Raw genomic sequence first — 23,075 nt, 5'->3', positions numbered from 1 at the left:
GCGCCTGACGCCGTCGCGCGAGCGAACAGGACAGATAGGTCGGATAGCCTCGGGGTTCGGGTTGAGCACGAGGTAGGGGATTTGCCGGGGATGAGGCGCCGACGCATCGGTCTGCTGGTGTTCGACGGGGTCAAGATGCTGGACTTCGCGGGGCCCGCGGAGGTCTTCGTGGAGGCGAACCAGTCGCTCGACGCCTATGACGTGGTGCTCGTCTCAGCCGACGGGCAGGACGTCTCCACCTCGATCGGGGCGCGGGTCACCGTGTCCTGCGCCGCGCACGAGGCAGGTCGGTTCGACACCGTGGTGATCCCCGGCAGCGAACTGCCGCCCGACGTGTTCGTCACCCCCGAGGTGCTCGGGGCGGCGGAAGCCCTCGCCAAGAACACCCGGCGCCTCACCTCCATCTGCAGCGGCGCGTTCGTCCTGGCGGGCCTGGGCCTCCTGGACGGGAAACGCGCGACCACCCATTGGAAGTTCACCCGGGACCTGGAGCGGCGGTACCCGAAGGTGCGGGTCGAGCCGGATTCGATCTTCGTGCGCGACGGGGCCACCTACACGTCCGCGGGTGTCGCGGCGGGCGTCGATCTCGCGCTGGCGCTGGTCGAGGAGGACCACGGCGCGGACGCGGCCCGGGCCGTCGCCCAGTCCCTCCTGGTCTACATGCAGCGGGCCGGCGGGCAGTCGCAGTTCTCGGCGTCGCTGAGCGGGCCCGCGCCGCGCACGCCGCTGGTCCGGGCGGTCGCCGACCTCGTCTGGGCGGAGCCGGCGCATCCGTACACGGTGCGGGAGCTCGCGGCGCGGGCGGGCGTGAGCGTCCGGCATCTGACGCGGCTGTTCCGGGCCGAGCTGGAGAGTTCGCCCGCCGAATACGTCGCCTTCGTCCGGTTCTCGGTGGCCCGCGACAAACTCGACGCGGGCCTGACCGTCACCGAGGCGGCCATCGCGGCGGGCTACGGCGGCAGCGAGGCCATGCGGCGCGCCTTCGTCGCCCGCCTCGGCATCTCCCCGCGCAAGTACCAGCAGCGCTTCCGCTCGGCCCTCCGCCCGGCCTGAATCACCGCGCGCTGCATGTCCTCTTTAGGGGCATATGTGGCCCGTGGAGCGGGGCGCTGGAACCCCTCACCGCCCAAGACTGGAAGTAGTCAATCTTGGGGGGAAAAGTTGAGCAAGCCGACCATCGTCCTCGTGCACGGGGCGTTCGCCGACGCCGGGAGCTGGGCGCCGGTGGCGCTCCGGCTGCTGGACCGCGGATACGACGTGCGCGTGCCGCCTGTCGCCAACCGCAGCCTGTCCGGGGACGCCGCCTACATCCGGTCCGTCGCCGAGCAGATCGACGGTCCCGTCCTGCTCGTCGGGCACTCCTACGGAGGGGCCGTCATCACCGTCGCGGGGATGGCGGAGAACGTCGTCGGGCTCGTGTACGTCTCGGGGTACGCACTGGAGGAGGGCGAGAGCCTCGGGCAGCTCCAGGGCGGGTTCCCGGACTCGGAACTGGCGGCGAACCTCGTCTACGCGCCTTACCCCGTCGAGGGCGGCGAGCCGGGAACCGACGTGTCGGTGCGGATCTCTGCGTTCCCGGCGGTCTTCGCCGAAGGGGTGGACCCGGACACGGCGCGCGTCTTCGCCGTCTCCCAACGGCCCCTGTCGGCGTTCGCGTTCGGCGAGCCCGCGAGCGCGGCGGCCTGGCGGGTGAAGCCCGCATGGGGCGTCGTGTCGGCCGCCGACAAGACCATCAACCCCGACGTCGAACGGTTCGGCTACCAGCGCGCGGGCCTGCGCGAGGTCCTGGAGCTGGACGCTCCGCACCTGGTCATGCAGACCCATCCCGCCGAGCTCGTCGCATTCGTCGAAGCCGCCGTCACCGACCTCGGCTGACCCTCCCCGTCTCTGCAGAAAGGCATCACCACCATGGCAGGAAACCCCCGCGGACTCGCGCTGGAGCAGGCCGCCCAGGAGTTCGTCGACGCGACCTCCGAGCCGCCGTTCCTGTACCAGCTCGCCCCCGAGGAAGGCCGCAAGGCCGTCGACGGCGTGCAGGACGCCCCCATCTTCAAGCCCGAGATCGACGAGGAGTGGATCACCGTCGAGGGCGGGCCGACGGGCTCGGTGCGGGCCCGGATCGTCCGGCCGAAGGGCGCCGAGGGCGTGCTGCCCGTCATCGTCTACACGCACGGCGCCGGCTGGGTGTTCGGCGACGCGCACACCCATGACAGGCTCGTCCGGGACCTCGCGATCGGCGCGCACGCCGCCGTCGTGTTCCCCGAGTACGACCGCTCGCCCGACGTCCGCTACCCGGTGGCGAACGAGCAGTCCTACCGCGTCGCCCAGTGGGTGGCGGCCGAGGGCGCCTCGAAGGACCTGGACGGCTCCCGGATCGCGCTCGCGGGCGACTCCGTCGGCGGCAACATGGCCATCGCCCTGACGCTCATGGCCAAGGAGCGCGGCGACCTTGCGTTCGTCCAGCAGGTCCTCTTCTACCCCGTGACGAACGCGGCCTTCGACACCGCGTCGTACGAGGAGTTCGCCGAGGGCTACTTCCTCACCCTCGACGGCATGCGCTGGTTCTGGGACCAGTACACGACCAGCGAGGCCGACCGCGCCCAGATCACCGTCTCGCCGCTGCGCGCGACCGCCGACCAGCTCGCCGGCCTGCCCCCGGCGCTCGTCATCACCGCCGAGGCCGACGTCCTGCGCGACGAGGGAGAGGCGTACGCGGCGAACCTGCGCCGGGCGGGCGTCCCGGTGACGGCGGTCCGCTTCACCGGCATCGTGCACGACTTCGTCATGGTGAACTCGCTGCACGACACGCAGGCCGCGAAGGCCGCCGTCGCCCTTGCCGCGACGACGCTGAAGGACGCGCTCCACTCCTGAGTTCCGAGGAAGGGGAGCGGACTCGGGGGCCGCTCCCCCTCCGGAACGCCTCAGGCTGTCGATCGATTCAAGAGCACAAAAGCCGAAGGCCCGGCAGGCGTGATGCCTGCCGGGCCTTCGTCGTGTCCCGAAACGGAACGAGCGGGGTCAGCGCTCGACGTCACCGCGGATGAACGCCTCGACGGCGAGACGGGCCTCGTCGTCGTTGTACTGCTCCGGCGGGGACTTCATGAAGTAGGAGCTGGCCGACAGGATCGGGCCGCCGATGCCGCGGTCCTTGGCGATCTTCGCGGCGCGGACGGCGTCGATGATGACACCGGCGGAGTTGGGGGAGTCCCAGACCTCCAGCTTGTACTCCAGGTTCAGCGGGGTGTCGCCGAAGGACTTGCCCTCCAGGCGGACGTACGCCCACTTGCGGTCGTCCAGCCACGGCACGTGGTCCGACGGGCCGATGTGCACGTCGGCCTTGGCCATCTCGTGCGGGATCTGCGAGGTGACCGACTGGGTCTTGGAGATCTTCTTGGACTGCAGGCGCTTGCGCTCCAGCATGTTCATGAAGTCCATGTTGCCGCCGAAGTTGAGCTGGTACGTGCGCAGCAGCTCGACGCCGCGGTCCTCGAACAGCTTGGCCATCACGCGGTGCGTGATGGTCGCGCCGACCTGGGACTTGATGTCGTCGCCGACGATCGGGACGCCCGCGTCCACGAACTTCTGGGCCCACTCGGGGTCCGAGGCGATGAACACCGGCAGGGCGTTCACGAACGCCACCTTGGCGTCGAGGCAGGCCTGCGCGTAGAAGCGGTCGGCCTCTTCCGAGCCCACCGGAAGGTAGGAGACCAGGACGTCGACCTTGGCGTCCTTGAGCGCCTGGACGACGTCGACCGGGGTCGCGTCGGACTCCTCGACCATGTCGAGGTAGTACTCGCCCAGGCCGTCGAAGGTGTGTCCGCGCTGAACGGTGACGCCGGTCGGCGGGACATCAGCGAACTTGATCGTGTTGTTCTCGCTCGCGTGGATGGCGTGCGCGAGGTCCTGACCGACCTTCTTCGCATCCACGTCGAACGCCGCCACGAACTCCACGTCGCCCACGTGGTAGTCGCCGAACTGAACGTGCATCAGCCCGGGGACCCGCTGATCGGGCGCCGCGTCCTTGTAGAACTCGACACCCTGGACGAGCGAAGAGGCGCAGTTGCCCACTCCAACGATGGCTACGCGCACCGAACCCATCCGGTTGCTCCTTTTCTCTATCTCACCGGGTCTGGGGAAGATCCCCAGGCTCTTATGAGGGAGACGTCCCCCGACGGGGAGCGTCCTGTTCGAATTCGTCGTTTACGTCTGTCTCGTCTGCCCGCTGACGTTCGTCGGCCGCTCGCGCGTGCTCCCGCCCGATCAGCTCGTTCAGCCACCTGACCTCGCGCTCGACGGATTCGAGCCCGTGGTTCTGGAGTTCCAGCGTGTAGCTGTCGAACCGCTCCCGGGTGCGGGTGAGCGCCGTGCGGACGTGGTCGAGGCGTTCCTCCAGCCGGCTGCGCCGGCCTTCGAGGATCCGCAGTCGCACGTCGGCCCGGGTCTGGGCGAAGAAGGCGAAATGAACGCCGAACCCTTCGTCCTCCCACGCCGCGGGGCCGGCCTCGGTGAGGAGCTTCTGCAGATGCTCCTTGCCCTCGGCCGTCAGCTTGTAGACGATCTTTGCCCGTTTGCTCTGGAGCGTCGCCAGTGGCTGCTCGTCCTCCTGCTCGGTGATCAGCCCCTGTGCGAGGAGCTGCTTGAGGCAGGGGTACAGCGTGCCGTAGGAGAACGCCCGGAACATGCCGAGCAGGGTGTTGAGCCGCTTGCGCAGCTCGTACCCGTGCATCGGGGACTCGTTGAGCAGGCCGAGCACGGCGAGTTCCAACACGCCGCCCTTCTTGCCCGCCATGCTTCCCCTCCGCGGTAGCTCAGCCAGATGTATCGTGTGAATGTATCGCTTCGATACATCGCAAAGATACGTAGTGTTAACCAACTCCGCAAGCCGTCGCATTCCTCGCGAAGGTGAAGGAACGGTGTGGGCCATACCGCACCGGGGGACCGGACCCCGTCGGTACGATGACCCGTTAGACACCTGACGCTGCTGGGCTTTGCCCCCCGCCAGACCGGCCCCGGCAGTGCCGACGTGCTGGGTCCCCCGGCCCAGCACCCCAGCTGAAGAGGTCGTGTGAGTAATCCGCCGTATGGTTCCGGTGGCCCCTCAGGGGACCTGCCGGAGGACGACTGGTTCCGGCCGGCGCCGCCGCAGGGGCGCGAACAGATCTTCCGCGAGTCCCAGTACGGAAACTCTGCGCCACCGAACCAGTACGGTGCGTACGACGAGTACGGCGACCAGGACGGCTACGCCCAGCAGAACGGCTACGCGCAGCAGGGCTACGACGACCGGACGTCCTACGACGTCTCCGGCGGCGCGGCCTACGGCGCGCATCACGACGACCAGCATTACGCCGACCACGGCCAGGCCTACGGTGACCAGGGTTACGGCGCCCAGGGCTACGGGGACCAGGCCTATGGCGACCAGGGCTACGGGGACCAGCCTTACGCCGCCCACCAGGAGGGCTACGACGGCTACGGCGCCGATCCGGCCGCCACCATCCTGGACGGCGGCCCGATCCAGGTCGACAACCCGCCCGGCGTCGACGTCGACCAGGAGGGCCGGAGCGGCCGCGGTCGGCGGGGCAAGGCCAAGAAGAAAAAAGAAGGCTGGAAGAAGTACGTTCCGAGCTGGAAGGTCGTCGCCGGGGTCTGCGCGGTCGGCCTCGTCGCGATGATCGGGCTCGTTGGTATCGGGTACGCCTCGACCCCGACTCCGGACCTGGTGAACGGAAACAAACTAGGCACCGACTACCAGCGCACCACGGTCTATTGGGACGTCAAGAAGGGCAAGGAAGAGGTCATGTTCAACATGGCCGCCAACCGGGAGGACGTCGAACTCAATGTCGTGCCGATCCATGTCCGGCAGGCAGTCATGTCGGCGGAGCAGCGCGGGTTCGAGGGCGACCTCGCCATCTCGATCAAGGGTATGAGCCGCGCCGCGCTCAAGACCCTGAGCGGCGGCAGCGTCGAGGGCGGCTCGACGATCACCCAGCAGCTGGCGCGCAACCGGCTGGCGACCCTCAGCACTGACCGCAGTATCACCCGCAAGGTCAAGGAGATCTTCGCTTCCTTCAAACTGGAAGGGAAGTACTCCAAAGACGAGATCATGAAGAACTACCTGAACACGATCGCGTTCGGACCCAACACGAACGGGATCCAGGCGGCGTCGAAGGCGTACTTCTGGAAGCCCATCGACAAGGCCACCGTCGAAGAGGGCGCCATGCTCGCGGCGATGATCCAGCAGCCCAGCTACTTCTGCCCGACGACCAGCGACCGGACCCAGGACTGCTTCACCGCCCTCGAGTACCGGTGGAACTACGTCCTCGACGGCATGGTGTCCGAGGGCTGGCTGGAGAAGTCCAAGCGCGACACGATGAAGTTCCCGAAGGTCAAGAAGACCTCGGGCAAGCAGTCGAGCAGCCAGCAGGACTACGTGCTGAGCCGGGTGCTCAACGAGCTCGGCCAGATCCCCAACTTCGACGAGACCGCGGTCACCACCTCCGGTGGTTACAAGATCTACACCAGCCTTAACAAGAAGCTGATGGGCTACGCCAAGTCGGCCGTCAAGGAGTACGGACCGGATCCGGACCTGAGCAAGAAAGAGCAGAAGATCGTCAGGTCGGGCCTGGTCGTGGTGAACCCGAAGGACGGCGCGATCGTCGCGTTCTACGGCGGGGACCCGGACCGTGACATGTCCGACGCGGCCCTGTACGAGCGGCCGCAGATCGGTTCGTCCTTCAAGCCCTATGTCCTGGCGACGGCGCTCTCCGAGGGCTACAACGTCAAGTCCCTCATCGAGGGCCGCAGCCCCATCTGCCTCGACCCGACCACAGGCGACGTCGTCCCGGGCGCCAAGGACGAGAACTCCTGCGGCACGCAGAACTACTGGATGCGCAGCGAGCACGGCGGCGGCCAGGCGATCAGCCTCGTCGACGCGACCCGGGACTCCAACAACACCTCGTTCGTCAAGCTCGGCCTCAAGGTCGGCTTGGACAAGGTGATCGCCGAGGCCAAGGACTTCGGCCTGCCCACCGACGACATGGACCCCAAGAACGCGAGCACCTCGCTGGGCGTCTCCAACGTCCCGGCGATCTACCAGGCGGCGGGCTACGCCGCGTTCGCCAACGGCGGCACCGCGGTGACCCCGCATGTCATCACCAAGATCATCGGTCCTGACGGCAACGAGCTGAAGCTGCCCTGGGACAAGAAGGGCAAGCAGGTCCTCACCGAGGACCAGGCCGCCCAGGCCACCGAGGCGATGCGGGCCGTCGTCACCGGCGGCACCGGCACGGAGGCGCAGCTCGCCAACGGCCAGCCCGCCGCGGGCAAGACCGGCACCACCGACGGCGGCGCCGCCACCTGGTTCGTCGGCTACACCCCGCAGTACGCCGCAGCCGCCACGGTCTTCAACAAGAACAGCAAGACGCTCGAGGACTACATCCAGAGCACCTACGCCTACGGTGGCCACTACCCGGCGCGGATCTGGAAGGCCTTCATGGACAAGGCCTTGGCCGGCAAGGACATCGAGGCGTTCCCCGTGCCCACCTACTCGGGTGAGACGAAGAAGTGGGACACGCCGAAGCCGACGAAGACCAAGACCGACAAGTGCGATCCGATCGCGCAGATCATGAACCAGTGCCACGGCAACGGTAACGGCGACGGCAACGGCGGGGACCAGGGCGACCTGCCCGGCTGCAACGTCGGCCAGCTCCCGCCCGCCTGTGACGCGAACAAGCCTCCGCCCGGCACCGAGAACAACCCGCCGGACTGGTTCTGCTTCGCCCACGGCGACTACCCGACCTGCGCGGCCCAGGGCGACCCGGCCCAGACCGACAACGACGGCGACGGCGTCACCGCGGATCAGGATCCCGACGACAACGACCCGAACAACCCCAACCCGCAGGGCCAAGGCCCGGGGCAAGGCCAAGGCCAAGGCAACAACCGGGAGATCACTCCCTAGCCTCTGAATCGCCTCTGAAGCCCCGACCTCGGAAGGGCCCGTGCACCGCACGGGCCCTTCCCCTTTTCCCGCCGGGGGGTGGCTCCGGGCGATGCGGGGGTTTCCCGGTGTTTACCGGGAGCACAGGGCGGACGTGGTAGAACGCCTCAGTATGAAGAGGCTGATCCCCCGGGCGGTCGACCGGGCCTCGGCGGGCGCATGGCTGACCGCCGCCCTCGCGGTCGCCTGGTTCTCGATCGTCGTGATCAGGGTGATCCCGCACGACGGACCCTGGCCGGACTACCTGACGCGCTGGAACCGCTGGGACGCCGACAGGTTCCACTGGCTCGCCCTGTACGGCTACGACGGAGGCCCCCCGGGCTTCTACGACCCCGAAAGCTGGCCCGCCTTCTTCCCCGGCTACCCCTTGGCGATCCGCCTCGTGGGCCTCGTCGTCGCGGACTACCGGGCCGCCGGCCTCCTCGTCTCCTTCATCGCCGGCCCCGTCATCGCCATCGCGCTGGCCCGCCTGGCCCTCCTGCCCTCCTCGGCCCCCGGATTCCTCACCCGAGGCCGCACCCCCACCCTCGACCGCTTCTCTACGGACCCCTCCAAGCATCCCGCATCCACGTCCGGCGGCCCCGCTCTCAAGCGCTTCCCGACCGACGCTTCCAGGCGCCCCTCCGCGCCGGCCGACGGCCCCAACCGAGAGCGCTTCCCGACGGACCCTCCTGAGGGTTCCTCGGAGCCCGCCGCCGTTGGCCGCGCCGAACCCGGAGCTCCCGAGCGCTCCTCGGAGATCCCGCCGACCAACCCTTCGCAGCGGGTGATCGCGCGGGCGTCGGAGTTCGGCTCGGTCGGCGTGGGCGTGCGCCCTTCCGACGCCGCGGGGCTTGCGAGGCGCGGCCTGGGCGCGACGGCACCCCCCGACGCCGACCTGCGCGCGGGCGCGGTGGAGCAGCCGGCGACCTGGTGGGGCAGCCCCGGCTTCCTCGCCGTGCTGGCGATCATCACCAGCCCGTGCGCGGTGTTCCTGTTCGCGGCCTACTCCGAGGCGCTGTTCCTGGCCCTCGCGCTCCCCGCCTGGCTGCTCGCCAAGAAGGGCCGCTGGGAGTACGCCGCGCTGCTGGCCGCGGCCTCTTCGGTGGTCCGCATCACCGGGCTGTTCCTCGCGCTCGCCATGATCGTCGAGTTCCTGGTCGGCCCGACCGGTCGCAAAGCAGGCAACTGGCGCAAAGCCCCCTTCCTTGTGGCTCCGTTCGTCTCGATCGGCGCCTACATGGGCTACCTCTGGTACAAGACCGGCGACATGATGGCCTGGCAGCATGCCCAGGAGAAGGGCTGGAACCGCCAGACGGTCATGCCGTGGGAGTCCTTCAAGACGACCTGGGTCAACGCCTTCGAGGTCGAGTCGGAGTGGACGAACGCGTTCCGTGTCGAGATCGTCGCGGCCGCCGTCGGCGTCCTGCTCGTCGCCTGGCTGCTCTACCAGCGCCAGTGGCCCGAGTTCGTCTACGTCTCCACGCAGCTCGCCGCCTTCATGACCTCCAGCTTCTACCTCTCCATCGGCCGAGCCACCCTCCTCTGGTTCCCCCTCTGGATCCTCCTGGGCCACCTCTTCACCCGCCACCGCTGGCTACTAGGCCTCTACCTGGCACTCTCGCTCCCCCTCATGGCCGCCTTCACCGCCTCCTTCACCCAAGGCCAATGGACCGGATGACCTACCCCACCCGCCTCCCACCCAGCTGAACCCGCCCTGGTTCCGCCTCGGCCGCCAGCCCGCCGCCCCGCCGCGCGCATGACCCCCTCCGAACTCAGCCCGTGCGGCACCGCCGCGTCGGAGGGGAGGGAGCGTGGCGTTCACGAGTCAGCTCCAGGGGTCGGGGCGGCGGCCCAGGCGGGTCAGGCGGGTGGAGATGCGGGAGAGGTCTTCGGGGATGGGGGTCCAGCCGGAGTTCTGGAGGATGGTGAGCCATGCGTCCAGGTAAGGGTGCCGGGGTGGTGCGGAATTCGGCGGTGACGGGGAGGACGCGCCAGCCGGCTTGGGCGAGGACGGTGTGGCGGAGGGTGTCGTGGGCGCGGTTGGCGGGGCCGGTGTGGAAGGCGACGCCGTCGTATTCGAGGGCGCAGCGGTAGTCGGTGTGGCCGAGGTCGAGGCGGTAGCGGGTGGGCAGGGCGGGTACCTGGCACGACGGCCTGGGGAAGCCCGTGTCTATGACGACTCCGCGCACGAGCGACTCGCCCGGGGACTCCGCCCCTGGATCAGCCATCCCGATGACCGCGACGGCCTGCGCCGTGCCCGGCCCGTGCGACCGCCGCGCCCGCGCCGCCAGGGACGCGCGGGGAACGCCCCGGGCCAGCGCCTGGTCGGCGATGGCGAGCGCGTCGTACCGCGGGAGTTCCCGTGCGCAGTCGAACGCGGTCCGCTCCAGCGACGTGAGGAGCAGGCCGTCCTTCTCTTCGATGTCGGGCGGAGGCAGGGGAGCGCCCTGTGGGCCGGGCAGCGCCACGTCCAGCGGGGCCGCGTCCTCGGTGGTGCGAGGCACTTCGAGCCCCCACAAGTGGGCGGCGGTGCGGAGCCGGAAGACCGCTCCGGGCTCCGCGCGGGAGAGCCGCCGTGCCCGTTCGGCCAGCGGCCCCCGCCCGGGCAGGCTGACGAACACGAAGCGCGATCCGGGCGCCGAGAACAACGTGGTCTGTGTCATGCCCCGATCATGCGCTCCATGATGTTCACATAGCGGACAGCGACCAAAGCTGTGGATAACTTCTTTCGCGGCCCGTGGGGTTTGCGTGGCTTCGGTGCGGCTGACAAGGTGGCGACCGTCCTGAACCGAAAGATCCGGGAGCGTCGTGCGCAAGCTGATCGCCGCCGTGGCCGCCGGTACGGCCCTCGTTGTCGTCCCCGCAGCCCCGGCCGCCGCCGCCCCGTCGGGGACCAAGCCGCCGTCCCAGATCAAGGCGGAGGCGGGCCAGCTCAGCCTCAACGGCAAGACGATCTGGAAGTCCAACGCCGGCGCGAAGCGGCCGATCGCGAGCCTCACCAAGGTGATGACGGTCATCGTCGTGCTCCGCAACGAGACGAACCTCGACCGCGCCATCAAGATCAAGCGCAAATACACCACGTACGGCGACAAGTGGGGCGCGACCGAGGCCCGTCTCGTCGTCGGTGACCGTGTCAAGGTCCGCGACCTGATCTACGGCACCCTCCTGGAGTCCGGCGCCGACGCGGCGGCCGCCCTCGCCGACACCTACGGCCCCGGCTACGACGGATTCGTCAAGAAGATGAACGCCGAGGTCAAACGCCTCGGTCTGAAGGACACCAAGTACGCCAACTTCGACGGCCTGCCCTACCCGTCGCAGACCTCGACGTATTCGACGGCGGCCTCCCAGGTGAAGCTCGGCCGCTACGCGCTGCGCTTCCCGACGCTGAAGAAGGTCATCGCCACCAAGAAGATCACGGTGCGCAGCCTGAACGGCCGTTCCTACACCTGGAAGAACACCAACACCCTGATCGGCAAGTACGAGGGCGGTCTGGGCATCAAGACCGGCTACACGTCCAAGGCCGGGTACTGCCTTCTGTTCGCGGCCCAGCGCGGGAAGGAGACCCAGATCGGCGTCATCCTCGGCGCGCCGACCGCGAGCCGCCGCTTCACCGACGCCACCCGCCTGCTGAACTGGGGTTTCGGCACCTGACCCGACCCGCCGCCCTATGATCACGCAGCGTGATCACAGCGATGCGCGCGATCCTCCCCGTTCTCCTGCTGCTGGCCGGCGCGGCGTGCGGGACGCCCTCGACGACCTCGGTCCGCATCGCGGCGCAGACGACCGCGCATCAGACGATCGAGTTCGCGGATCTGCCCGACGCCGCCCAGCGGACCCTGACGCTCATCGCCGCAGGCGGGCCCTTCCCCTACCGCCGGGACGGGTCGGTCTTCCTCAACCGGGAGAAGATCCTGCCGGCGCATCCCCGTGGGTACTATCGGGAGTTCACTGTCGCCGCACCCGGCCAGCACGGCCGGGGTCCGCGGCGGATCGCTGTGGGCGAGGGCGGAGAACGCTACTACTCGCCCGATCACTACCGCACATTCCTGCGGATCACCGGTTGAGGAAGGCATGCAGGGGTTCGAAGACGTGATCGCCGGCCAAGCGGTGCCCGGCGTCTACCGCTGGGCGATCGACCCGGAGGATCTTTTCCGCACGGTGCGCAAGGCGCCGTCTCCAGCGGCCCCCACGAGGACCCCCGAAGGGCGGCTCGCGCTACCGCTGGCCATCGGAGGCGGCCATGCCGACGTGGAGATGCCGCCGTGGCTCATCGCCGCGGAAGACGCGGGATGGGAGGTCTTCGGCCTGGGGCCCGCCGAAGACAAGGACACGTTCTTGGCACTCGCAGGGGAAGTCCTGGAGTTCCCGGACTTCTACAACAGCCAGAGCTGGGACGCCTTCTACGACCTGCTCACCGACATGGAATGGCTGCCCGCGCAGGCCGGCTACCTGATCGTCTGGCCGGGCTGGCGGGAGCTGTCGGCGGGCGAGCCCGACGCCTTCACCACCGCCCTGGAAGTCTTCGCCGACGCCGTCGAGGCCTGGGCCGAGAGCGACACCCCGATGTACGTCCTGCTTCCGGCGGGTCTGGGGGAACTGCCCGGCCTCTCGGAGATCGACGGCTAGTCCTCCGCGGGCGCCAGGGACTCGCGCAGCCAGGCGATGTCCTCGGCCTGGCCCTCGCCCGGCGTCTCGACGACGATCGGGGCCGCGGCCTCCCGGCAGACGGCGAGGATCAGATCCGGGTCGATCTGGCCCTTGCGAAGGTTGGCGTGCCTGTCGGCGCCGGAGTCGAACGCGTCGCGGCTGTCGTTGCAGTGGATCAGATCGATCCGGCCGGTGATCCCCTTGATCCGGGTGACGGCGTCGACCAAGGCCTCCCCGCCGGCGTGCGCGTGGCAGGTGTCCAGGCAGAAGCCGACGTTCTCGGCCATGCCCGCGACACCGTCAAGGGTGTCCCACAGCTGGGCGATCCGGTCGAACCGGCGCGCCATGGCGTTGCCGCCGCCCGCGGTGTTCTCGATGAGCACCGGAATCGGGCATTCGAGGCGCTCGAAGACCTTGCGCCAGTTGTCGAAACCGACCTGCGGGTCGTCGGTGTCGCCGAGGTGGCCGCCGTGCACGATCAGGCCCTTGGCGCCGATCCCGGCGGCCGCGTGCAGGTGCTGCTGGAGCAGCTTGCGGCTGGGGATGCGGATCCGGTTGTTGGTCGTCGCCACGTTGATCCGGTACGGCGCGTGGACGAAGACCTCGACGTCCGAGGCCGCGATCGCCGCGGCCAGTCCTTCGGGGGCCACGGGGGCCTTGAAGCTCTGCGGGTCACCGATGAAGATCTGGACGACCTCGGCCCCGACCTCGGCCGCGGCCTCGATCGGATCGAGTGCTCTGACGTGGGCTCCGATGCGCATACAAGCCAGATTATCGGCGAGTCCACAGCTTGGACCCCGTTTTGTCACCGGCAGAGGCTAGAGTCGAACACGACTTCGATAGGAGGACCGGATGGTAGAGGAGACGGCGACCCCAACGGCGGCACCGCGCCCAGCCGGGCAGGGCGTGAACGAGTTCGCCCAATTCGACGACCACGCGTTGATCGACGAACTCTCCACCCTGACCACCCAGACGGCCCGTATGCGCGCCCGCATGTTCGACCTCATGGCCGAGCTGGACAGGCGGCGCGCGAACGCGGCATGACGACGTGCGACGCGCTGGTAGTGTGGTCCAGTCCCGTACTGTGCGCAGGGTACAGACGGGCAGGCAGCTAGCCCTCCTGTCACGGACACGCCGTGACCGCATCAGTCCAGAGGAGGTAGGGACCTCATGCGTCGCTACGAAGTCATGGTGATCCTCGACCCGTCGCTCGACGACCGCGCGATCACCCCCACCGTCGACCAGTTCCTGAACGTCGTCAAGACCGGCGGCGGCTCGGTCGAGAAGGTCGAGGTCTGGGGCCGTCGGCGTCTGTCCTACGACATCCAGAAGAAGTCCGAAGGCATCTACACGGTCGTCGACCTCACCGCGGAGCCCGCGCTGGTCAAGGAGCTGGACCGCCAGCTCAACCTGAGCGAGTCGGTGCTGCGCACCAAGGTCCTGCGTCCCGAGGTCCACTAGTCCTCCGGCGACCGGCCCCACACTCCAGGCGGGAGCGTTAACCCATGGCAGCAGGCGACACCACGATCACTCTCGTCGGCAACCTCGTCGAGGACCCGAACCTGCGGTTCACCGCGTCCGGGCAGGCCGTCGCGTCCTTCCGGGTCGCGTCCACGCCGCGTTTCCTGGACAAGGCGACCAACGAGTGGAAGGACGGCGAAAGCCTCTTCCTCACGGTCAACGTCTGGCGTCAGGCGGCGGAGAACTGCGCGGAGAGCCTCCAGCGCGGTATGCGCGTGATCGTCCAGGGCCGCCTCAAGCAGCGCTCTTATGAGACGCGCGAGGGCGAGAAGCGCACCGTCTACGAGATCGAGGCCGACGAGGTCGGCCCGTCCCTGAAGAACGCCTCGGCCAAGGTGACCAAGACCTCCCGTCAGGGTGGTGGCGGTTTCGGCGGCGGCGGAGGCGGCTACCAGGGCGGCGGAGGCGGCGGCGGCTACCAGCAGGGTGGCGGCGGCGGTTACCAGGGCGGCGGCGGGGGCAACTACCCCTCCGGCGGCCAGGGCCAGCCCGCTGACGACCCCTGGGCCACCAGCGCCCCGTCCGGCGGCTACTCCGACGAGCCCCCGTTCTAAATCGAAGTATTCTGTCCATGATGTCCATTCCTGCGTCAGCAGGGCTCTGAACTTAGGAGCACCACGATGGCCAAGCCACCGCCCCGTAAGCCGAAGAAGAAGGTCTGTCTGTTCTGCCAGGAGAAGATCTCCTACGTGGACTACAAGGACACGCTTCTTCTCCGCAAGTTCATCTCCGACCGCGGCAAGATCCGCGCTCGCCGGGTGACGGGCAACTGCACCCAGCACCAGCGTGACGTCGCCACGGCGATCAAGAACGCGCGCGAAATGGCGCTGCTCCCGTACACCTCGACCGCTCGCTAGGAAGGGGACGAACAAAATGAAGCTCATCCTCACCCAGCAGGTGGCCGGCCTCGGTGCGCCGGGCGACGTCGTCGAGGTCAAGGACGGCTACGGCCGCAACTACCTCGTGCCCCGCCAGTTCGCGATCCAGTGGACCAAGGGCGCCGAGAAGCAGATCGCCGTGATCAAGAAGGCGCGCGCCGCCCGCGAGATCGCGACCCTCGACCAGGCCAAGGAAGTCGCCGACTCCCTCAAGGGCCTCAAGGTCGTCGTCAAGGCCCAGGCCGGCAAGAGCGGTCGCCTCTTCGGCGCCGTGACCGCCGGTGACATCGCCGAGGCCGTCAAGGCCGCCGGCGGGCCGGACCTCGACAAGCGCCGCATCGAGATCGGTAACCCGATCAAGACCGTGGGCGCCCACCAGGTCACCGTCCGCCTCCACCCGGAGGTCGGCGGAACGGTCAGCCTGACCGTCGCCTGACGCTGAAACGCCGCACAAGGCCCGCATCCCTCCGGATGCGGGCCTTGTTCGTTCCCGGGTCCTCCCGCCCAACGCGCGCTGCACGCCGGGCGGTGAAGCGGCGCCGTTCGGACGGTCGGCGGTGAGCGGAAGGAGACGGATCCGCGTTCGGGTCTGGTCTCCTGCGCGGAGGACGGCGAGACTGGTCCGATGCGACGTTTCAACCCCTATGCCGTCGCGGCTCTCGTCTGCGCAATCGTCTGGGCGTGGTGGATCGGCAGTCTGTTGGCCGTGGTGTTCGGCCATCTCGCGCTGCGTCAGATCAAGCAACGGGACGAGCGGGGCCGCGGCCTCGCCCGTGCCGGGCTGGTGCTCGGGTACGCGGCGCTGCTCTTCGGCATCCTCTCGCTGCTCCTCCAAGGCAGTCTGTGGGTGGCCTCCGAGCCGATCGGCGGGTGATGCCCCCGCTCAGTTCTCGATGACGGCACGGCGGGTGCGCCGCCGGGCCGACTCCGGGTCGATGCCTTCCACCAGTGCGAAGATGTGCTCGACGCGCTCGGCGAGCAGATCCGGTGGCAGGCCGGCCAGGCCGTGCGCCGACAGTTCGTCGATCGCCTGGCTGAGCCGGGCCAGCCTCTCCCCGTGTGGTGAACGCATGTTCGAAGTCTAGCGCGCCCCACCGACAATTCGAGCATGTTTTCGAATCGGGGGTGGGGGGAGGCTCTCAGCGGACGGCCCCCGTCACCAGCCAGCGTCCCGAGCGGGCGCGCAGGCCCAGGGTGGCGAGCCGGATCAGCATCCACCAGCCGAGGGAGAGCCACAGTGCGACGATCCCGTGGTCCGCGGCCAGCCACACCGCGGGCGCGAAAGCCGCGAAGGTCACCACACCCGCCCAGGCGAGGTAGCGCATGTCGCCCGCGCCGATGAGGACGCCGTCCAGCACGAAGACGAGCCCGCCGAGCGGCTGGATGAGCGCGACGACCACCAGCGCGCTCGTCAGCAGCGAGGCCACCTCGGGGGAGGCGTCGAACAGAGGCGGGATCGCGGTGCGGGTGGCCAGGAGCACCGCGCCGAAAGCGCACGCGGCGCCCAGTCCCCACCAGAGCATGCGGCGCGTCACCGCGCGCGCCTTGGTGACGTCTCCGGCCCCCAGATGACGCCCCAGCAGCGACTGCCCGGCGATGGCCACCGCGTCGAGCAGGAACGACGACAGCATCCAGACGCGGGAGCTGACGCCGTAGGCGGCGGCCACGTCCGGGCCTTGGTGCGCGGCCGCCCTGGTGGACAGCACGAGTGTCGCCTGGAGCGTCACCGTGCGGATGACGAGGGCGAAGCCGGAGGTCGCGGCGGCGCGCAGCCCGCCGAGGTGGGGCCGCAGGCCCGCCCGGTGCCGCCGCGCGAGGGAGGCGACCGCGCCCAGGTAGACGAGTCCGCCCGCGGTCTGCGCGGTGGCGGTGCCCCACGCGGAGCCGACGATGCCCCAGTCGAGCACGAGCACGAACAGCACGTTGAGCACGAGGTTCGCCGCGAACATGGCCACCGAGACGGCCAAGGGGAAGCGCCCGTTCTGGAGGCCGCGCAGGACGCCCGTCCCGGCGAGGACCACCAGCATGCCGGGAGCGCCCAGAAGGGCGACGCGCAGGTATTCGGTCGCGTAGGGGTTCTCGCCGAGGAAGCCGACTATGGCCGGGGCAAGGGGGACACCCGCGAGGACAATGAAGGCGCCGAGGAGGAGCGCGAGCCAGATGCCGTCGACGCCTTGGCGGGTCGCCTCCCGCAGCCGTCCCGCGCCGACCTGCCGGGCGACGGCGGCCGTCGTGGCGTAGGCGAGGAAGACACAGCATCCGACGACCGTCGCCATGGCCTGTCCGGCGATCGTCAGCCCGGCCTGTTGCGCGGTGCCGAGCCTTCCCACGATCATGGCGTCGCTGAGCAGGAAGAGCGGCTCGGCGACGAGTGCGAAGAACGCCGGGATCGCCAGCCTGAGGATCTCCCTGTTGAGGCCGTCGCCGCGCCGGTCGCCGAGGTTTTCTCCACGGTTTTCTTCATCCACAGGGTGTGGATCGTGCTTCCGCAGCTCAGCGCCTCATTTCGTGATCTGGCAACGCGGTTGTCCCCACGTTGTCCACAGGTTATCCACAGGCTGGGAGGCTCTCTGCACAGGTCATCCACAGGGTTATCCACAGGCCTGAGTTGGAGTCCTCGGGCTTCGGTCCGAGAATGTCAGACGGTCGGGTTAGAACTGTGGGGCGGGTCTGCCCGGAGAGCGGAGGTGTGCGGGGTGAGCATCGCCGAGATCCCCAGGCAGGAGTCGGAGTTCGAGCGGGTCCCACCGCACGACCTCAACGCCGAGCAGTGCGTGCTGGGCGGCATGATGCTGTCGCAGGACGCCATCTCCGACGTCGTGGAGGAACTGCGCTCGGGCGACTTCTACCGTCCCGCGCACCAGGTCATCTACGACGTCATCCTCGATCTGTACGGCCGCGGCGAGCCCGCCGACGCCGTCACCGTCGGGGCCGAGCTGACCAAGCGCGGCGAGCACACCCGCACCGGCGGCGCACCGTACCTGTTCACGCTCATCAACTCGGTGCCCACCGCCGCGAACGCCGGGTACTACGCCAAGATCGTCCAGGAGCGCTCGGTGCTGCGCCGCCTGGTCGAGGCCGGCACCCGCATCGTCCAGCTCGGCTACACCGCCGGCGCGGACGCCGACGATCTGCTCGACCAGGCACAGGCCGAGGTGTACGCGATCGCCGACAAGCGCTCCGGCGAGGACTACCTCCAGCTCAGCGACATCATGCCCGCCGCGCTCGATGAGATCGAGGCGATCGGCAGCCGCGATGGCTCGATGGTCGGCGTGCCCACCGGCTTCACCGATCTCGACGCCCTCACCAACGGCCTGCACGGCGGTCAGATGATCGTCATCGCCGCCCGTCCCGCGATGGGCAAGGCGCTGGATCTCGACACCCCGCTCCCGACCCCCGCGGGCTGGACCACCATGCGCGCCGCGGCCCCCGGCGATCTCCTGCTCGGCTCCGACGGCCGCCCCGTCGCCGTCACCGCGGTGAGTGAGGTGATGGAGGGCCGCCCCTGCTTCGAGGTCGAGTTCTGCGACGGCGCGCGGATCGTCGCCGACGCCGAGCACCTGTGGACGATCCGCGACGCCGCCGATGCCGAGGCGGTGCGCACCACCGCCGAGATGGCCGCGTCCGTGCTGGCCTCCGACGGCACGCCGAACCACGCGGTCGCCCTGCACGCCCCCCTCGACCTGCCGGAATCGTCTCTTCCCATTCCGCCTTACGCGCTCGGCGCCCTGCTCGCCTCGGCGTCCACAGGCGTCGGCCTTGCCGACGAGGCGGCCATGCGCGTCGAAGGGGCCCTCGCGGAGGCGGCGCCATCCCCCTTCCTCGACGACCTCCTCGCCGATGGATCGCTGCTCGCTTCCGCTGCTCGTCCACAGAGTGTGGACGAGCCCGCGTCGGCCTGCGCGGTGCCGGCCGGATACCTGCGCGGGTCGCGGGCGCAGCGCAGGGAACTGCTCGCGGGCCTGCTCGACGCCGCCGGGACACCGGAGGCCGACGGCGCGATCGGGATCGGCGGGCTGCCCGAGGGATTCGCCGGAAGCGTCGTCGAACTCCTCGTCGGCCTCGGGCTCCGCTGCCAGACCCGTCAGTCCGGCGAGGCGGGGCGGCTGGACATCCGGTTCGCGAGCGATGCCGAGGTCTTCGGCGACCCGGTGAAGCAGCGAGCGCACAAGGAGGCCTTGCGCGACGCGCCGCCCGCGCCCACGGCGCGCCGGATCGTCGCGGTGCGGCCCGTGCCGTCGCGGCCGGTGAAATGCGTGCAGGTCGACGCGGCCGACCGGCTGTACCTGGCGGGGCGCCGCATGGTCGCGACGCACAACTCGACGCTCGCGCTCGACTTCGTGCGCGCCGCGTCCATCAAGCACAGCCTGACCTCGGCCTTCTTCAGCCTGGAGATGGGCCGCAACGAGATCACGATGCGCCTGCTGTCGGCCGAGGCACGCGTGGCGCTGCACGCGATGCGCTCCGGCACCATGAACGACGACGACTGGACGCGCCTCGCCCGCCGGATGAGCGAGGTCGCCGAAGCGCCCCTGTTCATCGACGACTCGCCCAACATGTCGATGATGGAGATCCGCGCGAAGTGCCGCCGCCTCAAGCAGCAGCACGATCTGCGCCTCGTCGTCATCGACTACCTCCAGCTGATGTCGTCGGGCAAACGCGTCGAAAGCCGCCAGGTCGAGGTCTCGGAGTTCTCCCGCTCGCTGAAGCTCCTCGCCAAGGAGCTCCAGGTCCCCGTCATCGCTCTCTCCCAGCTCAACCGAGGCCCCGAGCAGCGCACCGACAAACGCCCCATGGTCTCCGACCTGCGTGAATCGGGATCCATCGAGCAGGACGCGGACATGGTGATCCTGCTGCATCGCGAGGACGCCTACGAGAAGGAGTCGCCACGGGCGGGTGAGGCCGACCTCATCGTGGCCAAGCACCGCAACGGCCCTACGGCGACGGTGACCGTGGCGTTCCAGGGCCACTACAGCCGCTTCGTCGACATGGCGACGGGCTGATCCGAGCCCTCGGGCCGGATCCGCGGGCCGACTCGGGTGCCCGGCGGGAAAGCGGGTCGCCCCGAAGGCGGCTACGGGAGAGGCTGGGCGCGTGCTCGAGATGCGAGCAGCTCTGGAGGTCGCCCGGTTTCGTGGCTTCGGCCTGTGGCCGGTGGCGGAGGTCGACGAGCTCGGCTTCTTCGTGCTCGACCGGGGCCTCGGCGCGCCCGAGGTCGGCATGGTGGTCATGCAGATCGCGGACACGAACAACGTGGCGCCCGCCCCGGGGGATCCGCCGCGGCCGCAGGAGCCGGTCGGGGCGTTTCTGCACGGGCTGCTCACCTCGGACGACCTCGTGGCCTACGGCGGGATCCCGGGTCGTCGACACCGAGAACGGCGTCGTCATCCTGCCGGGGTGCTGTGCGTGGCTGGGCGAGCGCGAGGACTGGCGGCGAGCACTCGACGAGGGCGTGCCGGTCGGCTTCGGGCATGACCCGTCGCCAAGAGCCGAACGGGATCTTGCCGATTTCCTCGTCCTGGTCGAGGACCGGGCCGCCCGTGAGCTGCCCGATCAGGCAGAGGCGGTCGTCGCGGCCCTCTCCCGTGCGCTCGGCCTGCCTCGGCGCGCGGAAGCCGCCGAAGCGTGAACGGGCGTTCGGGCCGACCGACGCGGAGGGTGAGATCTCCGCGGTCCGGTTCGAGTGCGGCGGTTCCGGTGTCGTGTGACCGCACCACACGACACCGGAACGGTGTCTCCCCGACACCTGCCGGCGGAACCGGCCGCGCGAACAGTGTCGCTGTGCGCGCCGTGCTGCTCATATGGGGGCAAGGAAGGAAAAACCGCTTCGCGAATGCTGTGAATTGTCAGTTATCGCAGTGCTTGATGCGCTGAGCTGGGATGACTCCCGGCTTACTGATGCGACGCGGGATGTCGGGGACCGGGGTAAAGTCGCCGTCATGTCGTTCGGGATGTTCTTCATCGGCAGTGATCTTCCGGTGCACCGGCTCGGTTTCGGCACCGCCCGGTTCGTCGGCGACGGCCACTTCGGCCCCCGCGGCGAGCGTGCGGACGCGATGGCGCTGCTGCGCCGCGCCGTCGATTCCGGCGTCGATCTCATCGACACCGCGGGCGACTTCGGCCCAGGGCTCGCCGAGGAGATCGTGGCCGAGGCACTGCACCCGTACCCGCTCGGCCTGATCGTGGCGACGAAGGGCGGCGTCACCCGCACGTCGGCGACGGAGTGGCACATCGACGGAAGGCCGCAGGCGCTGCGCGCCGCCTGCGAGGGCAGCCTCGCGCGGCTGAAGCTCGACACGATCGACCTGTTCACGCTGAGCCGGATCGACCCGCAGGTCCCGCTGACCGAGCAGCTCGGCGCGCTCGTCGAACTGCGCGAGCAGGGGAAGATCCGGCACATCGGGTTGGACGGCGTCTCCGCCGCGCAGCTGCGCGCCGCGCTCGAGATCACCGAGATCGTGTCGGTGCGCCAGCGCTTCCACCTGTTCGACCGCACCGCCACCACGCTGCTGGAACTGTGCGAGGAGCGCCGTATCGCCTTCCTGCCCTGCACGGGCGACGCGGCCGCGAAGGCGGCGGGGAACAGGATCGTCACCGACATCGCGCGCGCCCACGGCGCGACCCCGGCCCAGGTCGCCCTCGCCTGGCTGCTGCACCGCTCGCCGGTGCTCATCGCGACCCCGGGCACCTCCTCGGCCGAGCATCTCGCCGACAATCTCGCCGCCGCCGATCTCGAACTCACGCCAGAGCAGCTCGGCACCCTCGACGCCGTCGTCTGACTCCGCCCGAGACTCTCAAAATCGAACACGCACAGTCACCGAACTCCAGTGACGGAGCTGCCTCATTCGACCGAACGACTCGCGCACACCCTGGGGAAACAACGGAATCGGTTGCGCGCGGCGGTCATCGGCGAGACGATCGGACATCGGGTGATTACTCGCCGTAGTTCGAAGTGGGGGCAAGTATGGCCGCACAAGTGAGCAGCGTGCGTTTCCCAGGCAGGGCCGACCAGGTGCGTCGGGCCCGCAGTTTCGTCGGCCGGGCGCTGGGTCTGGAGCACGCGGGCAGGGAGGACGCGATCCTCCTGGTCAGCGAGACGGTGACGAACGCGGTGGAGCATACCGGCAGCGGCGAGCCCGGCGGGTTCGTCACGGTCACCGTCAGCCGCACCGACACGTGGGCGCGGGTCGTCGTCTCCGACGCGGGCGCGCAGACCGTCCCATGCTTCTGCCGGGTCGGCGCGCAGGCCACCGAGGGGCGGGGCAGCGAACTCCTCGACGCGTGCGCGTCCCGCTGGGGCATCACCCGCGATCCGCGCGGCACCCGCGTGTGGTTCGACGTGGGCGACGCGCCCGAGGACGCGGCGCACCGTCGCCAGCCGGAGGCGGGTGTGCTGAGCCCTGCATACTGATCACATGCTGGAGAAGATCGTCGTCGGCGAGGCGGTCCGCGCGCTGCGGCCGGACTTCGCGGTGCTGGCCATGACCGCCCGCGGCCTGGTGAACGGTCCGGGCGACGCGGAGTCCGAGGCCTGGCTCACCGCCGCCGCCCGGGAAGCCGACCCGGACGACGCGCACGTGCTCGCCTGGCGAGATGCCTACAGGGCGTTCGGCGCGAAGCCGAGCCGCACCCGTCCGTCGGTGGACGCGCTGCTGCGCCGCGCCGACGCGCTGCCTTCGATCAGCCGGGTCGTGGACGCCTACAACGCCGTCAGCGTCGAGTACGCGCTGCCGATCGGCGGTGAGGACCTCGACCACTACGCGGGCGCCGCCGTCCTCACCGTCGCGGACGGCACCGAGACGTTCGGCGAGGACGAGCCGCCGGTCGCCGGCGAGGTCGTGTGGCGCGACGACATCGGCGTCACCTGTCGGCGCTGGAACTGGCGGCAGTGCGCGCGCACCCGCATCACCGAGGACACGCGCGACGCGCTGTTCCTGCTGGAGCGCCTGGCGCCGTACCCGCTGGAGCGCCTGCACGCGGCGGGCGAGGCGCTGGCGACGCGGCTGCGCGCCATCTCGCCGGACGTGGAGATCGAGGGCCGGCTGATCGCCTAG

General features: G+C 69.6%; 26 protein-coding genes. 20 read left to right on the top strand and 6 right to left on the bottom strand.

Translation table 11 applies throughout. The annotated features are described in order from the left end of the window. Positions 1-90 precede the first annotated feature (90 nt). The 3 genes from ACYVOM_RS22375 (at position 91) to ACYVOM_RS22365 (ending at position 2,871) form a co-directional block, all read left to right on the top strand. Complete coding sequence (locus tag ACYVOM_RS22375) at positions 91-1,053, top strand: GlxA family transcriptional regulator (protein ID WP_460305407.1); 963 nt, start codon at positions 91-93, stop codon at positions 1,051-1,053. Positions 1,054-1,161: 108 nt separating this feature from the next. Continuing rightward, positions 1,162-1,875, top strand: a complete 714-nt coding sequence (locus ACYVOM_RS22370; RefSeq protein ID WP_460305406.1) for an alpha/beta fold hydrolase — start codon at positions 1,162-1,164, stop codon at positions 1,873-1,875. Between the two features lie 33 nt (positions 1,876-1,908). Further along, complete coding sequence (locus ACYVOM_RS22365; RefSeq protein WP_460305405.1) at positions 1,909-2,871, top strand: alpha/beta hydrolase; 963 nt, start codon at positions 1,909-1,911, stop codon at positions 2,869-2,871. Between the two features lie 147 nt (positions 2,872-3,018). Here the strand turns inward: ACYVOM_RS22365 and ACYVOM_RS22360 are convergent, their stop codons facing one another. Further along, entirely contained in the window at positions 3,019-4,098 is a 1,080-nt protein-coding gene (locus ACYVOM_RS22360) for an inositol-3-phosphate synthase (RefSeq protein ID WP_123669651.1), read from the bottom strand. 52 nt (positions 4,099-4,150) lie between these two features. Then, complete coding sequence (locus ACYVOM_RS22355) at positions 4,151-4,789, bottom strand: PadR family transcriptional regulator (RefSeq protein WP_460305404.1); 639 nt, start codon at positions 4,787-4,789, stop codon at positions 4,151-4,153. A 276-nt stretch (positions 4,790-5,065) separates the two neighbouring features. Between ACYVOM_RS22355 and ACYVOM_RS22350 the strand changes: the two genes are divergently transcribed. Together ACYVOM_RS22350 and ACYVOM_RS22345 are read left to right on the top strand one after the other, a co-directional pair. Beyond that, positions 5,066-7,954, top strand: coding sequence for a transglycosylase domain-containing protein (locus ACYVOM_RS22350; protein ID WP_460305403.1), 2,889 nt, complete (start codon positions 5,066-5,068; stop codon positions 7,952-7,954). 151 nt (positions 7,955-8,105) lie between these two features. Beyond that, entirely contained in the window at positions 8,106-9,653 is a 1,548-nt protein-coding gene (locus tag ACYVOM_RS22345) for a hypothetical protein (protein ID WP_460305402.1), read from the top strand. A gap of 94 nt (positions 9,654-9,747) precedes the next feature. Here the strand turns inward: ACYVOM_RS22345 and ACYVOM_RS22340 are convergent, their stop codons facing one another. Then, positions 9,748-10,638, bottom strand: coding sequence for a hypothetical protein (locus ACYVOM_RS22340; RefSeq protein ID WP_460305401.1), 891 nt, complete (start codon positions 10,636-10,638; stop codon positions 9,748-9,750). 145 nt (positions 10,639-10,783) lie between these two features. On the opposite strand from ACYVOM_RS22340, the gene ACYVOM_RS22335 reads away from it, so the two are divergent. The 3 genes from ACYVOM_RS22335 to ACYVOM_RS22325 are packed head-to-tail and all read left to right on the top strand — an operon-like array spanning position 10,784 to position 12,601. Continuing rightward, positions 10,784-11,626 carry a D-alanyl-D-alanine carboxypeptidase family protein gene (locus ACYVOM_RS22335; protein WP_460305400.1) on the top strand — a complete coding sequence of 281 codons (843 nt, stop codon included), beginning with the start codon at positions 10,784-10,786 and terminating at the stop codon, positions 11,624-11,626. Positions 11,627-11,655: 29 nt separating this feature from the next. Next, positions 11,656-12,039 (top strand): guanyl-specific ribonuclease, encoded by a 384-nt coding sequence (locus ACYVOM_RS22330; protein WP_460305399.1) that lies wholly within the window; start codon positions 11,656-11,658, stop codon positions 12,037-12,039. A gap of 7 nt (positions 12,040-12,046) precedes the next feature. Further along, the gene (locus ACYVOM_RS22325; protein ID WP_460305398.1) at positions 12,047-12,601 is read left to right on the top strand and encodes a barstar family protein; all 555 of its coding nucleotides are present in this window, start codon (positions 12,047-12,049) and stop codon (positions 12,599-12,601) included. On the opposite strand, the gene ACYVOM_RS22320 is transcribed toward ACYVOM_RS22325, so the two are convergent. Then, positions 12,598-13,383, bottom strand: a complete 786-nt coding sequence (locus tag ACYVOM_RS22320; protein ID WP_460305397.1) for a deoxyribonuclease IV — start codon at positions 13,381-13,383, stop codon at positions 12,598-12,600. The two genes, ACYVOM_RS22325 and ACYVOM_RS22320, sit on opposite strands and share 4 nt — an antisense overlap. Before the next feature lie 91 nt (positions 13,384-13,474). On the opposite strand from ACYVOM_RS22320, the gene ACYVOM_RS22315 reads away from it, so the two are divergent. From ACYVOM_RS22315 to ACYVOM_RS22290, 6 genes are all read left to right on the top strand, one after another. Continuing rightward, positions 13,475-13,666 carry a hypothetical protein gene (locus ACYVOM_RS22315; RefSeq protein ID WP_460305396.1) on the top strand — a complete coding sequence of 64 codons (192 nt, stop codon included), beginning with the start codon at positions 13,475-13,477 and terminating at the stop codon, positions 13,664-13,666. A gap of 126 nt (positions 13,667-13,792) precedes the next feature. Then, positions 13,793-14,083, top strand: a complete 291-nt coding sequence (rpsF, locus tag ACYVOM_RS22310) for a 30S ribosomal protein S6 (RefSeq protein WP_460305395.1) — start codon at positions 13,793-13,795, stop codon at positions 14,081-14,083. Between the two features lie 44 nt (positions 14,084-14,127). Then, positions 14,128-14,697: a single-stranded DNA-binding protein gene (locus ACYVOM_RS22305; protein WP_460305394.1), complete on the top strand. Its 570-nt coding sequence runs from the start codon at positions 14,128-14,130 to the stop codon at positions 14,695-14,697. A 66-nt stretch (positions 14,698-14,763) separates the two neighbouring features. After that, on the top strand, positions 14,764-15,000 hold the full coding sequence (gene rpsR, locus ACYVOM_RS22300) for a 30S ribosomal protein S18 (protein ID WP_460305393.1): 237 nt from the start codon (positions 14,764-14,766) through the stop codon (positions 14,998-15,000). A 16-nt stretch (positions 15,001-15,016) separates the two neighbouring features. Then, positions 15,017-15,457, top strand: coding sequence for a 50S ribosomal protein L9 (gene rplI / locus ACYVOM_RS22295; RefSeq protein WP_460305392.1), 441 nt, complete (start codon positions 15,017-15,019; stop codon positions 15,455-15,457). A gap of 189 nt (positions 15,458-15,646) precedes the next feature. Further along, positions 15,647-15,895, top strand: coding sequence for a DUF4190 domain-containing protein (locus tag ACYVOM_RS22290; RefSeq protein ID WP_460305391.1), 249 nt, complete (start codon positions 15,647-15,649; stop codon positions 15,893-15,895). 9 nt (positions 15,896-15,904) lie between these two features. On the opposite strand, the gene ACYVOM_RS22285 is transcribed toward ACYVOM_RS22290, so the two are convergent. Continuing rightward, positions 15,905-16,093, bottom strand: coding sequence for a hypothetical protein (locus tag ACYVOM_RS22285; RefSeq protein ID WP_460305390.1), 189 nt, complete (start codon positions 16,091-16,093; stop codon positions 15,905-15,907). A gap of 67 nt (positions 16,094-16,160) precedes the next feature. Further along, on the bottom strand, positions 16,161-17,489 hold the full coding sequence (locus tag ACYVOM_RS22280; protein ID WP_460305389.1) for an MATE family efflux transporter: 1,329 nt from the start codon (positions 17,487-17,489) through the stop codon (positions 16,161-16,163). A 228-nt stretch (positions 17,490-17,717) separates the two neighbouring features. Between ACYVOM_RS22280 and dnaB the strand changes: the two genes are divergently transcribed. The 6 genes from dnaB to ACYVOM_RS22250 all read left to right on the top strand — a co-directional run bounded on the left by dnaB (position 17,718) and on the right by ACYVOM_RS22250 (position 23,075). Continuing rightward, on the top strand, positions 17,718-20,024 hold the full coding sequence (gene dnaB / locus ACYVOM_RS22275) for a replicative DNA helicase (RefSeq protein ID WP_460305388.1): 2,307 nt from the start codon (positions 17,718-17,720) through the stop codon (positions 20,022-20,024). 91 nt (positions 20,025-20,115) lie between these two features. Then, positions 20,116-20,496, top strand: coding sequence for a hypothetical protein (locus tag ACYVOM_RS22270; protein ID WP_460305387.1), 381 nt, complete (start codon positions 20,116-20,118; stop codon positions 20,494-20,496). Continuing rightward, positions 20,474-20,650 carry a hypothetical protein gene (locus ACYVOM_RS22265; RefSeq protein ID WP_460305386.1) on the top strand — a complete coding sequence of 59 codons (177 nt, stop codon included), beginning with the start codon at positions 20,474-20,476 and terminating at the stop codon, positions 20,648-20,650. The genes ACYVOM_RS22270 and ACYVOM_RS22265 overlap by 23 nt, the downstream gene beginning before the upstream one ends. A gap of 310 nt (positions 20,651-20,960) precedes the next feature. After that, complete coding sequence (locus ACYVOM_RS22260) at positions 20,961-21,800, top strand: aldo/keto reductase (RefSeq protein ID WP_460305385.1); 840 nt, start codon at positions 20,961-20,963, stop codon at positions 21,798-21,800. Positions 21,801-21,997: 197 nt separating this feature from the next. Next, positions 21,998-22,432, top strand: a complete 435-nt coding sequence (locus ACYVOM_RS22255) for an ATP-binding protein (protein ID WP_460305384.1) — start codon at positions 21,998-22,000, stop codon at positions 22,430-22,432. A gap of 4 nt (positions 22,433-22,436) precedes the next feature. Further along, a complete protein-coding gene (locus ACYVOM_RS22250; protein ID WP_460305383.1) occupies positions 22,437-23,075 on the top strand; it encodes a B3/B4 domain-containing protein in 639 nt (212 codons plus the stop codon).

This window comes from Actinocorallia aurea (assembly GCF_054783995.1).
The sequence above is the reverse complement of the archived record's forward strand: the minus strand, read 5'-3'. Positions and strand labels throughout refer to the sequence as shown.